This window comes from Bosea vaviloviae (genome assembly GCF_001741865.1).
In the GTDB taxonomy this organism is placed as follows: domain Bacteria; phylum Pseudomonadota; class Alphaproteobacteria; order Rhizobiales; family Beijerinckiaceae; genus Allobosea; species Allobosea vaviloviae.
This window is the reverse complement of record NZ_CP017147.1, coordinates 4,070,728-4,089,742: the sequence shown is the minus strand read 5'-3', so window position 1 is coordinate 4,089,742 and position 19,015 is coordinate 4,070,728. Positions and strand designations below refer to the sequence as shown.

7 protein-coding genes and 1 pseudogene are annotated in these 19,015 nt (G+C 62.9%); 5 read left to right on the top strand and 3 right to left on the bottom strand.

The window, feature by feature from the left end; all coding sequences use genetic code 11:
* Position 1: 1 nt before the first annotated feature.
* On the top strand, positions 2 to 568 hold the full coding sequence (locus BHK69_RS18670) for a DUF4189 domain-containing protein (RefSeq protein ID WP_069691403.1): 567 nt from the start codon (positions 2 to 4) through the stop codon (positions 566 to 568).
* A 195-nt stretch (positions 569 to 763) separates the two neighbouring features.
* Here BHK69_RS18670 and BHK69_RS32180 read toward each other — a convergent pair.
* Positions 764 to 1,117, bottom strand: a pseudogene (locus tag BHK69_RS32180) (peptide ABC transporter ATP-binding protein); the annotation flags it as partial.
* Positions 1,118 to 1,423: 306 nt separating this feature from the next.
* Positions 1,424 to 2,770, bottom strand: coding sequence for an Nramp family divalent metal transporter (locus tag BHK69_RS18660; protein ID WP_069693788.1), 1,347 nt, complete (start codon positions 2,768 to 2,770; stop codon positions 1,424 to 1,426).
* A gap of 235 nt (positions 2,771 to 3,005) precedes the next feature.
* Here BHK69_RS18660 and BHK69_RS18655 point away from each other — a divergent pair, with 235 nt between their 5' ends.
* Positions 3,006 to 3,692 (top strand): response regulator, encoded by a 687-nt coding sequence (locus tag BHK69_RS18655; protein WP_069691401.1) that lies wholly within the window; start codon positions 3,006 to 3,008, stop codon positions 3,690 to 3,692.
* A 7-nt stretch (positions 3,693 to 3,699) separates the two neighbouring features.
* On the opposite strand, the gene BHK69_RS18650 is transcribed toward BHK69_RS18655, so the two are convergent.
* Complete coding sequence (locus BHK69_RS18650; RefSeq protein WP_148663488.1) at positions 3,700 to 5,190, bottom strand: sensor histidine kinase; 1,491 nt, start codon at positions 5,188 to 5,190, stop codon at positions 3,700 to 3,702.
* A gap of 476 nt (positions 5,191 to 5,666) precedes the next feature.
* Between BHK69_RS18650 and BHK69_RS33435 the strand changes: the two genes are divergently transcribed.
* The 3 genes from BHK69_RS33435 to BHK69_RS18635 all read left to right on the top strand — a co-directional run bounded on the left by BHK69_RS33435 (position 5,667) and on the right by BHK69_RS18635 (position 18,980).
* A complete protein-coding gene (locus BHK69_RS33435) occupies positions 5,667 to 14,411 on the top strand; it encodes a peroxidase family protein (protein ID WP_069691399.1) in 8,745 nt (2,914 codons plus the stop codon).
* An 85-nt stretch (positions 14,412 to 14,496) separates the two neighbouring features.
* Entirely contained in the window at positions 14,497 to 16,293 is a 1,797-nt protein-coding gene (locus BHK69_RS18640) for a type I secretion system permease/ATPase (RefSeq protein ID WP_083269531.1), read from the top strand.
* Positions 16,290 to 18,980, top strand: a complete 2,691-nt coding sequence (locus tag BHK69_RS18635; RefSeq protein ID WP_069691398.1) for a calcium-binding protein — start codon at positions 16,290 to 16,292, stop codon at positions 18,978 to 18,980. Before BHK69_RS18640 ends, BHK69_RS18635 begins: the two co-directional genes overlap by 4 nt.
* Positions 18,981 to 19,015 lie beyond the last annotated feature (35 nt).

Below are 19,015 nucleotides of genomic sequence, written 5' to 3'. Positions count from 1 at the left end.
GATGACACTCCGCTCTGCCATTGCCGCGATCGGCGTGCTTTTCGTCTGTTCGGGGCAACTCGGCGCGGCCGATCTGCCGGCCAGACCGATCAAGGGGCCTGTTCCGCCTCCGACCAAGGAGAGCGGAATCTGGGCGGCGATCGCCTATGCGAGCGCCAACGAGAAGCACGGCTTCTTCTGGGGCGCCGACAAGCGGCAAGAGGCGGCGGATCTGGCCCTCGAGCATTGCCGGCGGGCTGGAGGCGATGATTGCGTCGTCGTGAGCGTCTTCCGCAATCATCGCCATTGGGACGATGATGACCGCACCGGGTTTCCCTATCATCACTGTGGCGCGCTCGCCGTGGCCCAAGAGCCTGCCGTGGCCCAAGAATCTGCCGTGGCCCAAAAATCTGCCGTGGCCCAGGAATTCGCCATGGCCAAAGGCAAGGGCGACCGCATCACGAGCGACCGGGTCAGGCCCTGGAGCGCAAAGGCGGCGCCGACGCGCCGGGAGGCCGAAGATCAGGCCGTGCAGGCCTGCGAGCGGACAGGCACGCAATGTGCCGTGCGCGAATGGGTCTGCACCTGACGTAAACAGCAGACTCTCGTCATGGTCGGGCTTGTCCCACGGCTGTCCGGCTCGCCGCGAGCGCCCGATCGAAAAGCTCCGTTCATCGCAGGCTTTCCAGCTGGCGGTGACGAATGAGACAGGCGCGGGGAACCAGCGCGAGGCGAAGGAACAGCCCTTTTCGCCGGGGGCAGCCATGGCGTTCTCGGCCAGCCTGATGCGGTTGCCAGCCTGCGACCTTGCCGTGCCCACGACAGGAACGGCAGACAGCAGCGACGCCGTATAGGGGTGGTGCGGGCCGCGCAGGAGCTGAGCCGCCTCGCCCTGCTGCGCGATGGCGCCACGATACATCACCGCGATCCGGTCGGAGATATGCGCGATCACCCCGATATCGTGCGAGATGAACAGATAGGACAGGCCGAACTGCGCCCGCAGATCGGAGAGCAGGTTCAGCACGGCGGCCTGAACGGACACATCGAGCGCCGAGACCGCCTCGTCGCAGACGGTGAATCGCGGCCGCCCCGCAAGGCCACGTGCAATGCCGATGCGCTGCTTCTCCCCGCCCGACATCTGGTGCGGATAGCGCGTGCGATAGCTGCGCGGCAGCCGGACCAGATCCAGCAGCCGGTCGATCACCGCGCCCGCTGCGACCCCCTTGGCGATCCCGAACAGTTCGAGCGGACGCTTCGACCAGCCCTCGGCAGGCTGCGCGTATGGCAGAGTTCTTCCGCTGATCGATTGCAAAGTTCAGAGCGCCGGGCCGTCGCTTCCCAACCTGGTTGATGTCTGAAACACGACCCGGTTCAAAAGCTCGACCTGATTGATATCGGTCCACTCCCGCCGGATGAGCCGGTTTTTCCGGGAGGGCAGTGCGTATCACCGCAACACCATGCCCGTGACAAGCGTCAGATTGAGCGCGATCAGCATAACCGCTATCGCGCTGGCCAGCCCTGTCTGCCAGAGCGGCGGTGCGAGAGCCCCCATCTTCTTGCGTGAAGCTGTTAGCAACACCAGCGGCGTCACTGCGAACGGCAATTGCAGGGCCAATACGACCTGGCTCAAGATCAGGAGGTCCGTGGTGCGGGTATTGCCGTAAAATTGCAGCACTATCACTGCGGGCAGAATGGCGACGAGGCGGGTTACCAGGCGCCGCAGCCATGTTGGCAAGCGGATCTCGATGAAGCCCTCCATCACGATCTGCCCGGCCATGGTCGCCGTCACGCTGGCGTTAATGCCGCAGCACAGGAGCGCGATCGCAAAGAGTGTCGGCGCAGTTGCGCTGTTCAGAAGCGGCGTAAGGATCTTATAGGCCTGCTCCAACTCGGTCACTTGGGTCTGGCCGGCGGAGTGGAATGTCGCCGCAGCGACGATGAGCAGCGAGGCGTTGACGAGAAAGGCGAAGAGCAAGGCGGCGCTGGAATCGATCGTCGCGAAGCGAAGTGCCTCGCGGAGGTCGCGCTCCTCGCGGCCGTAGGCGCGAGTCTGGACAATGCCCGAATGGAGATAAAGGTTATGCGGCATGACGGTTGCGCCGATGATGCCGAGCGCCAGATAAAGCATATCGGGGTCGGTCAGGATCACGCGGCTTGGGGCAAAGCCGCCTAGCACTCCGCGCCAGTCCGGATTCGCCATGGCCAGTTGGATGGCGAAGGAAATGGCAACCACGCCAAGCAGTGTGATGATGAAAGCCTCGATCCAGCGAATGCCCTTGTTCTGTAGCCAAAGCACGACGAAAACGTCGAGCGCGGTCAGTACCACGCCGATCTCGATCGGCAGGCCGAAGAGCAGATTGAGCGCGATCGCTGTTCCAAGCACCTCGGCGAGGTCGGTCGCGCAAATCGCCAGTTCCGCCAGCACCCAAAGAGGTACGCTGATCCAGGGCGGATAGGCGTCCCGGCAGGCCTGCGCAAGATCGCGGCCGGTCGCAATCGCGAGCCTGGCGCAAAGCGCTTGCAGGACGATCGCCATGACATTCGAAAGCAAAGCAACGAAGAGAAGCGCATAGCCGAAGCGGGATCCTCCGGCGACCGCCGTCGCCCAGTTTCCAGGGTCCATATAGCCCACGGCGACAAGGTATCCGGGGCCCAGAAAGGCGAGAAACCTACGCCACGATGTCGCTCCGGGGGCCAACGGCACCGAGGCGAAGGCTTCGACAAGCGAAGGTTCGCGCGGGGCGCGTTGCCAACCGATTTTTCTCGGCCGATGGTCAATATTCGCCGTCATGAATCCGCTGGTCTCGGCGTTGCGGCATGGAAACATAGCGCAACAACAACAGCCTATGCCAGGCTTCAAGATTAACAAGTTTAATTCTTGTTACTCTGAGGTAGCCAATGGCAATAAAGAGGTACTTCGTGGCGCATTCCCACCGAGCTGGACAATTAAGCCGCCGTTCAACACCATATTTACAGTTGCTCATAAATACGGCACCATCAATGAAAGCTAAAACGCCGAGGGGGCGATGAGAAAAATATCGATCGCGGTTGTCGACGACCATCCACTCTTAATGGAAGGTCTTGTGGCACTTATGCAGCGCAAAGTCGGGTTTTCGTTGACCGCAGCCGGATCAGATGCGAGCGATATCTATTCGATTACAGAAAAACACCGACCGGACGCGATGATAGTCGATCTGAATATGCCGGGAGATGCATTTCGGGCGATTAAGGATGCGGCACAAACAGCGCCGGATATGAAAATTGTCGTATTCACGGCCTCGACGAACACGGACCATGCCATTCAGGCTCTCGAGGCTGGCGCCAAGGCCTATGTCTTGAAAGGCAGCAGCGCCGATGACCTCATCAAGGCTATCGAGGCGACGTGTCGAGGCGAGATTTACATTACTCCCTGCTTTGCCGCCAAAGTGATCAGCGCCTTGCAGGGCAAGGCGCTGGACAGACAGGCAGCGCAGAGCGCAAAGCTTAGCGTTCGGGAGGATCAGATCGTCAGGCTGCTTCTGTGCGGCAAGCAGAACCGAGAAATTGCCAGCGCATTGTCGCTTAGCGAGAAGACCGTGAAGGGCTATATGACGCTGCTCATGCAGAAGCTGAAGGCACGCAATAGATTGGAAGTGGTGATCGCAGCGCAGAGGCTCAATCCCACAGCTTTTGAGGGCATGCGCGTTTCGCCGCGGCCGCAGAAGTCGATATAAGCCGGTCTTAGGAACGCACCGGCAGAGTTGCTCGAACTTCGGTCCCGCCGTTGTCCAGCCGTGCGATGATCAGGCTGCCGCGGAGCGCCCTGACGCGACTGTCCATGCCTTGCAAACCGAGCTTCGTGCTGCGCGCGGGATAGTGGCGTTGCAACGTCGGACCGATGCCAGTATCGGTCACCACGATCTCCAGCATCTTGCCGGTGAGACGCGCCGACACCCGCTGCCCTTGGCCTCCTGCATGTTTGTAGGAATTGTTGAGGGCCTCTTGAACAACGCGATAAGCGCAGACCCGGATGGCGCGCGAGACGCGCTCGGGTAAATCCTCGAGATCGCGCAGGACCATGGTTCCCGTCTGGTGTTCGTGCCGGGTGATCGCCAGATCTATCGTCTCCGTCGGGGATAGATTCTCGACCTCGGGAAGCACCAGCCCAGCGGAGAGATTACGCAGATCTGCAAGCGTTTGCTGGATCAGGGGCTCCAGATCCCTCCGCACCATGCCCAGCTCGTCAAGTCGAGTTGCGTTCGGGGTGGCATCAGGCAGTTTGAGCATCATCAAGCTAAGAATCTGAATGGGCCCGTCATGGATATCCGCGCCAACGCTGGCGAGATATGTTTCGTTCAAGACCGTCGCATTCAGCCGAGCGCGGTCTGCTGCGCGCCGCAAGGCGTTGTTTCGCTTTGCCAATTCGGCCGCGCGAGCAAAATTGGATTCCAACAATTCTCGTTGGTCTCCGATAGTCTTGCCAGTTTTACTTACGATTATATGTAAAAGCACAATAATTATAACTGAAACATTAAATATCAAGAACCATGTTCCATATTTTACACTTTTTATCTCGCTTTTTAAAAATTTATCATACTCATAGAATTCTCCGATAGCTATTATATTATTGGAATTTCTTTTGTAAATCGGAGCGTAAATTTCAATCAGCCTCGGAGTAATATTAATAGATCTTAATTCTGAAATATGATCATCAGTATTCTCATCGACAACAACTTCCCCGCCTTTAATACGCTCGATGTAGCCGCTATGAAGTTTCTCGTGCGAATCTGAATTGTTCGTACTGTATATAAGATTTCCATCGAGGTCCCAAAGCTTTATAATCGCGACCCGATTGCCAAGGCGGGTATCGGACAGCAAATTTTGGATCTCGGTTCGGCTCGCTGCGGGCAAGATCCGGGAATTTTCGAGCGTCTGGACATGATGCGCCAGAAAGCCCTCGAGATAGAGAGCGCCAGTCTCCGCCATGCCCTGAATCCAACCCACGCGGATTCGTTTTTCGACCCAGTAACCTAACGTCATCATCGATAAAACGATTGCTAGCGTAGCAGTGAGTAAGAATTTGCGCTCCAAGCTGAGGGCGCGCCAGGGCGTCGCAATTGAGCTCAGCATCGCCAGCCAGCGCGCAAGCTTTCGAACACTTGAAGCCGCTTGCCCGCGTTCGCCTACGGTCACCGGGGTTTTTTCGAGCTTTCCGTCAGTAGGCTTGCCCATCTCTGATCCATTTTGTGGCCGCAGACCTAACAATCATTCACTCAGCGAATCTGGGACGAAACCTACAACAAAGCGGAATGAAATGGCGGCATGCGGACGATAGCATTGATACGCTTTGCCCGGCAGCGTGCTGACATAGCGCCGCGATCATGTCTTGGGACGCGGTTTATTGCGATTGCGATTTCGCAGCGCAACATGACGTGTTGTCGAGCCTGCCGAACTTCGCATCGAGCCGAAAAAGGTCGCCTGCGAGTACGGACCAAAGTCTCGCGCTTTGGCTGGACCTTCCGATCTATGAACAAACACACCCCAGTACAATGATCCTCGCTGAGATCATAAGCGTCGCATTGCGGTCTATTCGTCCTGTCCTGAGTCGTTCGGAGCTCAGTTCGAGAAAATGCAGCGTTGAGATGCTCCGCTAAAAACTCATTTTGCGCGAAGTTGCGCTTGGTGTTCATAACATTGGGGAAAGTACGATGGTAACCTACATCAGGAGCGATCTGGACTTCATCCTCGCGCAGATCAAGATCGCAGAAGCGCATGCTGCCGGTCAGCCGCTGTTTGGGCCCGGGGGCCTAGTCCCGGCCTATACCCTCAGCTATGGATTGCGCACGGTCGATGGCCGCGACAACAACCTGCTCCCCAATCAGGAGGCGTGGGGCGCAGCCGATATTCAGTTCCCCGCGCTGGCGCCGCCGGAATACAGGTCGGCCGAGCCGTCGCCGTTCGGCCCTCCCGGCCCAGCGACAAACTACAATCCCTCGAACGCTCCCGGCTCAATGGTGTTCGATTCGAGCCTTCGCACGATCTCCAACCTTCTCGTGGACCAGACGCTGGCCAACCCGGCGGCGGTCCTGACCGCGCTGGAACGCGCCGGCTCCGCCGACCCGATGGCTGATCTCGCCCTGGTGACGCCGATCTATACCGCCTTCAAGCCGGCCTTCGACGCCGAGTACCAGGCGCGCGTGGTGATGCAGGGGGCGGTAGCTGCCTTCAACGACGATCCACTGAACCCCACCTTGATCGCCGCTCGCGACGCCGCCGTGGCTGCCCATGATGTTACCGTGGCCAACCTTCTGGCGGCACGTGACGTACGCGACCTCGCGCTTGAGCCGTTCGGCATCGCGATGGACGGGGACAACGTCCACTTGCCCAATATCGCCCCGGACGAGGGCCTGTCGGCACCCTTCAACTCATGGTTCACCCTCTTCGGGCAGTTCTTCGACCACGGGCTCGATCTCGTCAACAAGGGCGGCAGCGGCACGGTGTTCATTCCGCTTCAGCCCGACGATCCGCTCTACGTCGTCGGCAGCCCCACCAATTTCATGGTGCTGACGCGAGCCACGGTTTCGGCCGGAACGGACGGCATAATGGGGACCCCCGACGATGTCGGGCCGGTCAACACGACGACATCCTTCGTGGATCAGAATCAGACCTATACCTCGCACTCCTCGCACCAGGTCTTCTTACGCCAGTACGTGCTCAATGCAGCCGGCGATCCGGTCGCGACGGGCAAGCTGATCGAGGGGGGCGGCCTGGCTCCCGGTGGCATGGCCACTTGGGGCGAGGTCAAGGCTCAGTCGGCCGCCATGCTCGGCATTAAGCTGACCGACTTCGACGTCGGCAACGTGCCCCTGCTAAGGACCGACCAGTACGGCAACTTCATTCCCGACGCCAACGGCATGCCGCAGCTCATCACCGGCATCGGCGCCGACGGCATCCCCAACACCGCTGACGATATCGTCGTTTCGGGGAACCTTGCCACACCGGTCGATCCCACTGTGGTCGGCGCCCTGCGCATCGGCCATGCCTTCCTCGCCGACATCGCGCATGAGGCGGTTCCGGTCGGCAAGATCGCCGATGGCGACATCACGATCGGTCTGGCCAACCCGGGCAACGGTGACACCGAATACGACAACGAGCTGCTCGATGCGCACTTCATCGCCGGCGACGGCCGCGTCAACGAGAATATCGGGCTGACCGCCGTTCACCACATCTTCCACTCCGAGCACAACCGGCTCGTCGACCACACCAAGGAGAAAATCCTGGCGTCGAACGACCTGGCCTTCATCAATGAGTGGCTCGCAGTCGACGTCGCGGCGGTACCGACCACACCGGCGGAGCTTGCCGCCCTGAACTGGGACGGCGAACGCATCTTCCAGGCGGCCAAGTTCGGCACCGAGATGCAGTACCAGCACCTGGTGTTCGAGGACTTCGCCCGCAAGATCCAGCCCGCGATCGACTTCTTCGTTGTGCCCGATGGGTACCACGCGGACATCAATCCCAGCATCGTCGCCGAGTTCGCGCACGTGGTCTACCGCTTCGGTCACTCGATGCTGACCGAGACCGTCGATCGGCTCGACTCGGGCTTCAACAGCGATCCGATCGGTCTGATCGAGGCTTTCCTCAATCCGATCGAGTTCGATGCGAACCACACGATTGCGGACGGCGTCGCCGCGGGCGACATCATCCGCGGCATGACCCGTCAGGTCGGCAACGAGATCGACGAGTTCGTGACCACCGCGCTGCGCAACAACCTGCTGGGACTGCCGCTCGACCTTGCGACCATCAACCTGGCGCGCGGCCGCGACACCGGAGTTCCATCGTTGAACTCCGCTCGCGAAACGTTCTACGAGGCGAGCTCGCACGCCCCCGAACTCAAGCCCTATGCCAGTTGGGTCGATTTTGCCGGTAACCTGAAGCACGAAGCTTCGATCATCAACTTCATCGCGGCCTACGGCACGCATACGCTGATCACCAGCCAGACCACTCTGGAAGGCCGGCGCGACGCCGCGCTGACCATCATCACCGGCGTATCGGCTGACGGGGTCATGGCGGTCCCGGCCGACCGGGTCGCCTTCCTCAACGGCTACGACGCCTACGCCGGCGGCGCGCTGGGGGGTCTCAATAACGTCGATCTCTGGATCGGTGGCCTGGCCGAGAAGATCATGCCGTTCGGCGGCATGCTGGGCTCGACCTTCAATTTCGTCTTCGAAGTGCAGATGGAGAAGCTTCAGGACGGCGACCGGTTCTACTACCTGCAGCGCCTCGACGGGCTGCACCTCCTCGCCGAAATGGAGAACAACACCTTCGCCAAACTGATCCTCAAGAACGCCGATGCCGGCCACCTGCCGTCCGACGTGTTCTCGACGCCCGGTCTCATCCTCGAGGTCGATCGGACCAAGCAGTTCAATCCGGGCCTTGGCGAGACCGCCGGCGCGGACGGAATCCTGGTCGACGATCCACTTACCGCGGCGGACGAAAGCGCCGACAACTTGGGCAACGACCCCGTTGGTATGGGCCTCCTGAGCCAGCTGGTCATCCGCGACAACCCGGCGACGCCGGTAGTTGACACCAACTACCTCAAATACACTGGCGACGAGCACGTTCTGCTCGGCGGAACCGACGGCAATGACATCCTCACGGCGAGCATCGGCGACGACACACTCTATGGCGACGCCGGCAATGACCGGATGGAAGGCGGCTACGGCAACGACCAGTACATCGGAGGCGAGGGCGACGACATCATCACCGATATCGGTGGCGACGACATCATCCGCTCGGGTCCGGGCAATGACGCGATCAACGCCGGCCTCGGCACCGATCTGGTTGTTGCCGAAGAAGGCCAGGACTTCGTCGTCCTCGGCGCCGACATGCTGGACGAGGTGTTCGGCGGCGTCGGCGACGACTTCATCCTCGGCAGCAAGACGACCGAGCAGTCGATGGGCGGTGAAGGCAACGACTGGATCGAGGTCGGTGCCTGGACCGGGGCCATCGGCGACAACTTCGATGATCAGTTCGCGGCCGACATGGTGATCGGTCACGACGTCTTCCACGGCGACGGCGGCTTCGACGAATTCATCGGCGAAGGCGGCGACGACATCTGGGTCGGCAGCATCGGCCGGGGCAAGTTCGACGGCATGTCCGGTTTCGACTGGGCAACCTACTCGGACATGTTGCTTGGCGTGAATGCCGACTTGTTCCGGCAGCACTTCGACGCCCTGCCGCTGCCTCCTCCCGACGCGGCTCTCGATGAATATTCCTTCGTTGAGGGCGTATCAGGCTCGAAGTTCAACGATCAGATCCTAGGCAGCGACGTAACCGCGGCGGACATGCCGACGGAGGGTGCCCGCGGCAGCGTGCTCAACGCTGAGGGCATCGCCCTCATCAACGGGCTGCAGGCGATTGTCGGCGCTGGCGTCACCTCCTTCGCCGGCGGCAACATCCTGCTCGGCGGCGACGGCAGCGACACCATCACGGGCCGGGGCGGCGACGACATCATCGACGGCGACAAGTGGCTGGACGTCGAAATCGGGGTGTTCGCCCTGGCCGACGTCAACCATACCGGCACTCCGCTAGCGCTGCACCGCACCATGAAGACCCTGACGGCAGACGTCTTTGCCGGGCTGATCAATCCCGGTCAGCTTTCCATCGTCCGCACGATCAAGACGGATGCGACCCCGGGCGATATCGACGTCGCCAAGTACCAGGGGCTGCGCTCCGACTATTCGTACGGCGCCACCGCCGATGGCCAGGTGACGATCACCGACACGACCGATCTCAACCTCGACGGCTCGGACAGGCTCCGCAGCATCGAACGGGTGCAGTTCAGCGACAACAGCTCGCTGGGGATCATCGTCGGCACGCCCGGCAACGACACCCTCAATGGTACGGCGACGGATGACCTGATCCTGGGTCTTGCCGGCGCCGACACGCTGAATGGCTTGGCCGGCAACGACATCCTCGTCGGCGGCCCGGGCGGCAACACCGCTACCTACCTCGACAACTTCAACAACCCGGGCCTTGGCAATTCGAACGGCACCGCAAGCTGGGATCCTGACTGGGTCGAGAGCGGCGACAGTGGTGGTACGACTAGCGGCCAGATCCGCATCGATAACGGCAACGACGTGCTGCAGTTCATCGGCGGCATCCCTGCGGGGAGCTTCGACGGTGCACAGATCCAGCGCACCGTTGACCTTGCCGGAGCGACCGCAGCCACGCTGACCTACTCGATTGCCGAGACCGGACTGGATGCGAGCGATGACTCGATCACCGTGTTCTTCTCACGCGATGGGACGACCTTCGTTCAGGTCGACCTGATCAATGATGCGACGAACACTGTCGCCCTCCGCACGATCGACCTGACCCTGTTCGGGACCGGCCCGTTCACCGCGAACGCCGCCATTCGCTTCGTGGCTTCCAGCCTTGAAGCCGGTGATAGCGTCAATATCGACAACCTGACGTTCAACTTCACCAACCCGGCCCTCAACACCGGAGTCGATACCCTCAACGGCGGCCTGGGCGACGACACCTACGTCTTCAACCCCGGCGACGGCACCGACATCATCAACGAGGCCGTGAATGCTACCAGCGGCGGCACCGCGGATCGCATTTCGATCGTCTCGGTGACCACCGATCCACTGATCGGGCCGGTCCTGACCGGACTCAATGCCCACGACGACAACACCGGCACGAACAACGGCAGCCTGGTCATCACTGCCAACGGCGGTACGATCACGGTGGCTGGTCACTTCACCGGCACCACTGCCGGGACGGGCGTCGAGCGGATCGGCTTCAACAATGCCACCTTCGCCGGCTATCTGCTCGGCGCGGACGACTACCTCGTCAGCCGGCTCGATCCGAACAACCGCGATGCCGGCGGCGTCAATCTCTCCACCTCCCTCGTCAACAATTTCGTGGTCGGCGAGCAGGGCGTCAACGACATCATCGCCGGCGGTGCCGGCAACGACCTGATCTTCGGCGGCACCGGTGACAACGACCTCATCGGCGGCGACGGCGATGACCTGCTGGTTGGCGGCTCCGGCACCGGCGACGACGACCTGCTCGATGGCGGCCTTGGGGCCGACACGATGATCGGCCTCGCCGGCAATGACGATTACGTCGTCGACGACCTGCTCGATGTCGTCGTCGAAGCAGCCGCTGCCGGAACCGATGAAGTCCTGACCGAAATGGCCGCGCTCTCGATCGAGCTCATGGCCAACGTCGAGAACCTGACTTACACCGGCGTCGACGCGGATCCCTTCGTGGGCACCGGCAACAGCCTCAACAACGTCATTTCCGGCGGCGATCTCAACGACACGCTGAGCGGCCTTGGCGGCAACGACACGCTGAACGGCGGGCTCGGTGCGGACACCATGATCGGCGGTGACGGCAACGACGTTTACGAGGTCGACGAGGCCGGCGACGTGGTGACGGAGACGAATGCCGATCTCCTCATCGGCGGCACCGACCGCGTCGAGTCCGACATCGACTATGCGCTGGGCGCCAACGTCGAAAATCTGGACCTCAACGGTACGGCAATCACCGGAACCGGCAATGCGCTCAATAACGTCATCAACGGCAACGACGAGAACAACCAGCTGTTCGGCGCCGGTGGCAACGACACTCTGAACGGCGGTGACGGCAGCGACGTGATCGACGGTGGCCTCGGCAACGACGCCATTGCTGGCGGCAACGACAACGACACGATCATCGGCAACGCGGGCGACGACACCATCGACGTCGGCGGCGGGTTCAACCGGCTAGTCTACAATGCCGTGGGTTTCGGTGCTGATACGATCAACAGCTTCGATGCCGACGGTGGCCTCGCAACAAACCAGGACAAGATCGACCTGAGTGCTCTCGGCGTCACCGCCGCGAACTTTGCAGCGCGGGTGGTCGAAACCGCAGTAGCCGGCCCGGCTGGCAGGTTGCTGACCATCAACGATGGCGCTGCGAACGTGTTGGGGACGATCCGCATCAACAACGTCACCGATGCGCAAATCGACATCAACGACTTCACGCTGGCGGTGGCCGCTCCGCCGGCCTTCGGTACCCCGACCGCCGGAGCCGACACCATCACCGGCAACGCTGCGGCCAACTCGATCAACGGCCTCGGCGGCAACGACACCCTGAGTGGTGCCGGCGGGGATGACGTCATCACCGGCGGCGAGGGTGCAGACACCCTTAACGCCGGCGACGGTAACGACACGCTGTCCGGCGGCGCCGGCAGCAACACCGGCACCTACGCCGACAACTTCAACGTGCAGTCGTATTCCAACAGCACCGGCACGGTCACCCTTGCAGGCAGCTGGTCTGAAACCGGTGTCGGCGAGACCCCGACCAGCCCGACCGCAGGCGACATCGAGATCAACGGCAATCGTCTCCGCTTCGATGAGAACACCGACGGCGGCGAGACCATCCAGCGCTCGATCAACCTGGCGGGCGCAACCTCGGCGACCCTGTCGTTCGCCTACGAGGACGACAACCTTGGAGCCGGGCAGAATGTAGTTGTCGAAGCCTGGAACGTCGTGGCCAGCACGTGGAACATACTGGGCACCCTGGGCAGCACGACGGGCAACGGAAACGGCACATTCACCGCGACCCTGACCGTCAATCAGATCGGGGCGGCCTCAGCGATCCGCTTCCGCGCCGAGGGTGACGGCAACAACTGGGATGGTGGCGACAATTTCTACATCGACAACTTCGCCGTCAGCTTCACGGTGCCCGGCCTCAATGCCGGCGTGGACACCGTGAACGGCGACGCCGGCGACGACACGATCATCTGGAACGCCAATGGGGTGGCTCCGACCGATGGCCGCGACATCGTCAACGGCGGCACTGAAGGCGCCGCCGGCGACACCTTCGTGATCAACGGCAATGCCGCGGTCGAGACCTACCGCATCTATGCGATGACGGGAGGTCAGAACGCGACGCTGGCTACCACGCTCGGCACCACCTTCGCCGCAGCCACCGAGATCGTCGTCACGCGGACTGTCGGAGCGACGACCACCGTTGTGGCCGAGCTCTCTGAGATCGAGGAGATCCGTATCAACGGCGCCGATCCATCCGGCATCGGGACCTCCGGTGGCGATACGTTCGAAGTCATCGGTGACTTCTCCGGCACCAGCTTGCGCCCCAACACCATCACCATCGACGGCGATGCGGGCGACGATACGATCGACATCTCGGCGCTGAGTTCGGCGCATCGGATTGTGTTTCGGTCGAATGGCGGCAACGACACGATTGTCGGGACGTTGCGTCCCCAGGATGTGATCGAACTGCCGGACGGGGCCGTGCCGGAGGACTATACGAGCACGACCGACGAGAACGGCGTGACGACGATGACCAACGGCACGCACAGCATCAGCTTCACCGCCCCCGACGGTCCGCCGCAGGTTGGCGATGGTGACGATGAAGATGAACATCAAGATGACGACGACACCACCGGTAACGGTGATGACGCTGATGATGATTACGGCTGCGGCGATGACGATGACGACGAGACGGGTACGCCCGCTCCGTCGCCTTCGGGCAGCGGCAGCACCAGGGTCGGCACGGCATCGGGCGACACGCTGCTCGGCACAGGTGGTGCGGACAATATCATCGGGCTTGCCGGCGATGACGTTCTCATCGGCGATGCCGGGGACGATGCGATCTCGGCGGGCGATGGCGCGGACTTCGTCGATGCCGGCGCGGGTCGCGACACGGTGCATGGCGGCTCGGGCGACGACCATGTCTTCGCCGGAGCGGACACTGATCTGGTCAATGGCGAGGCCGGAGCTGACAGGCTCTTCGGCCAGGGCGGCAACGACGTCATCAATGCCGGAGCGGGCGATGATGCTGCCTTCGGCGGGGCCGGCAACGACTTGTTCGTCGGCGAGGTGGGTGACGGCAACGACACTTATTACGGCGACGAGATCGACGGCGGCAACGGTGTCGACACGCTCGACCTGTCGGCGATCAGCGCCAATCTGACGGTGGATCTCGGCAATGGCATGCTGGGGCGCGGCAGTGCCGTCAGCAGCCAAAGCGGCAGCGACACGCTGTGGCACATCGAGAATGTCGCGACCGGCTCTGGGAACGACACGATCACCGCAGGTCGCGCGGTGAACGTGATGGAGGGCGGCGCCGGCGATGACGTCTTCCGCTTCTCCGATACCGAGAGCGCGGATGGCGACACCATCCTCGACTTCCAGCCCGGAGACCGCCTCGATCTGTCGAGCATGGATGCCGATGGTGCAGTGGCGGGCAACCAGAACTTCACGCTCGTCAATGGCCCCGCCTTCAGTGCGGCGGCACAATTGATGGTCTCCAATGAGGAGCGGGACGGCGTCGCCTACACGATCGTGAGCGGCAATGTCAGCGGCGACGCGGCGGAGGAGTTCCGCATCGAGCTGAAGGGCAGCCACAACCTGACCGCAAACAACTTCGTCTTGTGAATGTGAACAAAGGCCGGCGGGCGGGCCGCGTGGTCCGCCCGCCTTCACCACTGTCCTTCACCGCTATGATCAAGGGCGCGCCGCCATGGCCTCCTCTGCCCGTCTCATCGAAGCCCGCAAACGCGACGGAGCCGTGCTGACCCGGGATTTCCGCCAGGTCGCATTGTTCCTGTTCCTGATCTCCGGCTTGATCAACATCCTCGCGCTGACCGGCTCGTTCTATATGCTGCAGGTCTATGACCGTGCGCTGACCAGCGGCAGTGTTCAGACGCTCGCCGCCCTCTCCGTCCTCGCAATCGGCCTGTATCTGTTCCAGGGCGCTTTCGACATTGTCCGGTCGCAGGTCCTGATCCGGATCGGCGCGCGCTTCGATAAGGATATCGCGCCGCTCGCCCATCGCGTCGCGCTCGATATGCCGCGTTTTGGCTTCTCCAGCACGGAGGCACTCGAGCGCGGCCGCGACGTCGACACGGTGCGCGGCTTTCTCGGCAGCCAAGGGCCGGCGACCCTGTTCGACCTGCCCTGGATCCCGCTCTATCTGGCCTTCGTCTATTTTCTGCACCCTTGGCTGGGCGCGTTGACATTGGCCGGCGCCGCGGTGCTGACCCTGCTGACGCTTTTGAGCGAGATTCTGGCGCGGAGGCTGAGCAACAGCTCGCGCCAGGCCGCAATCGCCCGCAATGCGATGGCCGAGACCCATGCCCGCAATGCCGAGGTCGTGCGGGCCATGGGCTTCTCCGGCCGCGCGGTGGCACGCTTCGACCGTTTGAATCGCGAGCATTTGGCGCTGCAGACCAGTTCCAGCGATCTCGGCGGGACCTTCGGAGCAGTCGCGCGCGTCCTGCGCATGATCCTGCAATCGGCGACTCTCGGCCTCGGCGCCTTCCTCACCATCAAGGGGGAGCTTTCCGCGGGCGCGATCATCGCCGCGTCGGTCGCCTCTGCGCGGGCGCTCGCGCCAGTGGATCAGGCGATCGGCAACTGGAAATCCTTCGTCGCCGCGCGCCTTGCCTTTGGGCGGCTGCGCGAGACCGTAGTGGCGTTGAGCAAGGCGGTCGAGCCAATGGAGCTGCCCGCACCGCACCGATCCGTCGGGGTCGATCGCATCACGGTCGCCGCGCCGGGATCGGGCCAGGTACTGCTGAGCGAGGTCAGTTTCGAGCTGACCGCGGGCAAGGCACTTGGCATCATCGGCCTCAGCGGCGGCGGCAAGACCACCCTGGTTCGCGCGCTCACCGGCATCTGGCCGTGCCTGCGCGGCTCGGTTCGGCTCGACGGCGCGAATCTGGAGCAATGGCCCGAGGATGCGATTGGCCGCCATCTCGGCTATCTGCCGCAGGAGGTGAGCCTGCTCGACGCCAGCATCGGCGATAACATCTCGCGGCTTGCGCCCGATCTCGACCCGGCGGCGATCGTGGCGGCAGCGACCGCAGCCGGCATCCACGACATGATCGTGAAGCTGCCGGAAGGGTATCAGACGCAGCTCGGCCCGCAGGGCACCGCGCTTTCGGCCGGCCAGCGCCAGCGCATTGGCCTGGCCCGCGCCCTCTACGGCAATCCCTTCCTGGTCGTGTTGGACGAGCCGAACTCCAATCTCGACAGTGAGGGCGAGGCAGCCCTGACGAGGGCGATAGAAGGCATCAAGGCGCGCGGCGGCATCGCGATCATCGTCGCCCACCGGCCGAGCGCACTTGTCGCGGTCGATTTCCTCGGCGTCGTCCAGGGCGGCAAGCTTACCGGCTTCGGACCCAGGGACACCATCCTCAACCCGCTGCAGAAGCAGCCCGCACCCGGCGGGACCGATGTTCCGGTCGAACCACGCCTGCCCGCCGCCAGCGAGATCGATGCGGGCGCCGGCTCGCTCAGGAGGGTGACAGCATGATCGAGGTCAAGGCGCTCAAGCCCGCTCAGAACTCCGCCCCCTCGGCCGAGGAGATCTACCGGAAGGCGCAGGAAGAGCCCGCGCCGTCACGCTGGCCAGCCGCTCTCGCGGTGATCGTTCTGGCGGTCGCCGCCTATCTGCGCTCGCTGACCTCGACACAGGCCGAACCGGAGCCAGGCCCAGTTGACGGTGCGGCCGCGCCCCAGCCAGTCGGCGAGGTCGCGCCTCAGGGCGACCCGGACGAAACCGGTTCGATTCCCGAGGAGAAGAACGATCACGAACGCGGCTCGGCCGCGGCGAGCGATCCGGTGCCGGGGCTGGCGGATTTCCTTGGCATCGACTCGCCGCCGATCGACTATGAGCAGCTGCCCCTGCAGCCCTTCATGCGCGAAACCATCGAATTCGGCATGGACCGGGTCAGCAACGACAACCGTTTTGCCATGGAAGGCTCGCAGACGATTGGCGGCGCGCGCGTGTCGAGCAGCCCCCATCTTGTCCCGATCGAGGGGGGCGGTGCGCGGCTGCCGGTCGTCGTGGCGCCTTTCAACCCGGTGATCGTCGTTCCCAAACCGTATGATCCTCCCGACGGGCCCGATCCCGATCCGGTTGGACCGCAGGATCCGACGGCCCGTAACCGATCCCCGCGCCTGGCGAGATCGGTGCAGCTTGGCGAGATCGGTGCCTGTCAGACGTTGCTGCTGACAGCGGCGGGGTTGCTGGTGGGCGCGTCGGATGCCGACGCCGATCCGCTGACGGTCCGCGACCTGCAGGTGTCGTCGGGCACGATCGAGCTGACCGAAGGCGGTTGGCAATACCGGCCGGCCGCTGGATATTACGGCCCCGTCTTCGTGAGCTACGGCGTGACCGATGGCATCGCGACCGTCTCGCAGGTCGCGATGCTCCGGGTGGTCGAAATTCTGGAGATGGACGGCACCGCCGGTGACGACGTGCTCACCGGCACGGACTGCGCCGACCTGATCAGGGCCGGCGATGGGAATGACACCGTCGATGCGCGGGCCGGCAACGATATCGTATACGGCGGCGTGGGCGACGACCACATCATAGCCGGTGCCGGCAACGATATCGTCTATGCCGGCGCCGGTAACGACGTCGTCTATGGCGGCACCGGCATGGACGTCCTTTTCGGTGGCGCCGGCAATGACCGTCTTTACGGTGAGGACGGCGACGACCGTCTGTTCGGCGAAGCAGGCGACGATCTTCTCGTCGGCGGCCTGGGGAACGACGAACTCTCGGGCGGCGACGGCAACGACACGATCCTCGGCGAGGCCGGCGACGATGCAATCGACGGCGGCGGCGGCGACAACGAGCTGCATGGCGGTCCGGGCAACGACCATATCCGCAGCGGCCCTGGCGACAACGTTATCTCGGGCGGTTCCGGCGACGACATCATCGCGACCGGCGATGGTGACAGCGAGATCGATGGCGGATCGGGCGATAACGTCATCTCGGTCGGGAACGGCCTGAACCGCGTCAGTGCCGCCGATGGCAACAATACGGTGCTTGGCGGCGCCGGCGTCGAACTGGTTCAGCTCGGCGCCGGACGCGATGTGATGCGGCTCGGCGGGGGCGACGATGTCGCGAAGGCAGGTGCCGGAGCCGACCTTCTGTTCGGCGAGGACGGCGACGACACCCTCTTCGGCGAGGCGGGAGACGATCGTCTGGACGGGGGCGACGGTGACGACACGCTTTCGGGCGGGTCCGGCAACGACGTTCTCGTCGGTCGCCGGGGCGGCGACCTCGTCGATGCCGGGGATGGCGACGACTTGGCCGATGGCGGCGAAGGCAACGACACCTTGCTCGCCGGTGCCGGCGACGACGAGGTCGAGGGTGGCGAGGGCGATGATGTCATCGATGCCGGCACAGGCGACGACGAGATCGATGCAGGGGACGGGGACGATGTCGTCAAAGCCGGGGAAGGCGACGACGTGGTCGACGCTGGCGAAGGGGATGACATCGTGTTCGCCGGATCCGGCGACGATAAGGTCGAGGGCGGCGATGGCGACGACGTTGTCCACGCTGCGGAAGGCGATGACATCGTCAAGGGCGGGATGGGAAACGATACCCTCGCTGGAGGGGTGGGCCGTGATACGGTCAGAGCGGGATCGGGCGACGATGTCGTGATTGCCTCACCGGACAAGCAAGACGATTGCCTCGATGGCGAAGAGGGGCACGACGCCCTCGATCTATCCCAGACGTGCGATGGCGTAACCGTCGACCTGACGGAGAACAGGGCCGTGGGCATTGAGATCGGGGAGGACACGGTTCTCGATTTCGAAGCCCTGATCGGCGGCAAAGGAAACGATCACTTCATCGTGGGCTCGAAGGGCGCGACGGTAACGGGGGGCGAGGGCGAAGACCGGTTCGAATTCGACGTACCCACCTCCGCCGACAGCGACCTGATCCACCAGATCCTCGACCTCGAGGAGGGCGACCGCATCATCGTCAAGCAATATCAGGTCCATTCCGACGCCGAGGCCGGCGGCACCGAGATCGACCCGTTCAACGAAACCTATAACGGCACCGACGAGGACCGACGTCCGTTCCGCTTTCGTATCGAAAAGGTCGGGGAGGACGACAGGACTTATGTCGATGTCTTCGTCGCGGCGCAGGACGAGAAGGATTTCTCTATCGAAATCTATGGCTCTCATAAATTGTACTATTACTGATCCAGCGTGGTGTGGCCGCCGCTCGCTATGGCGCC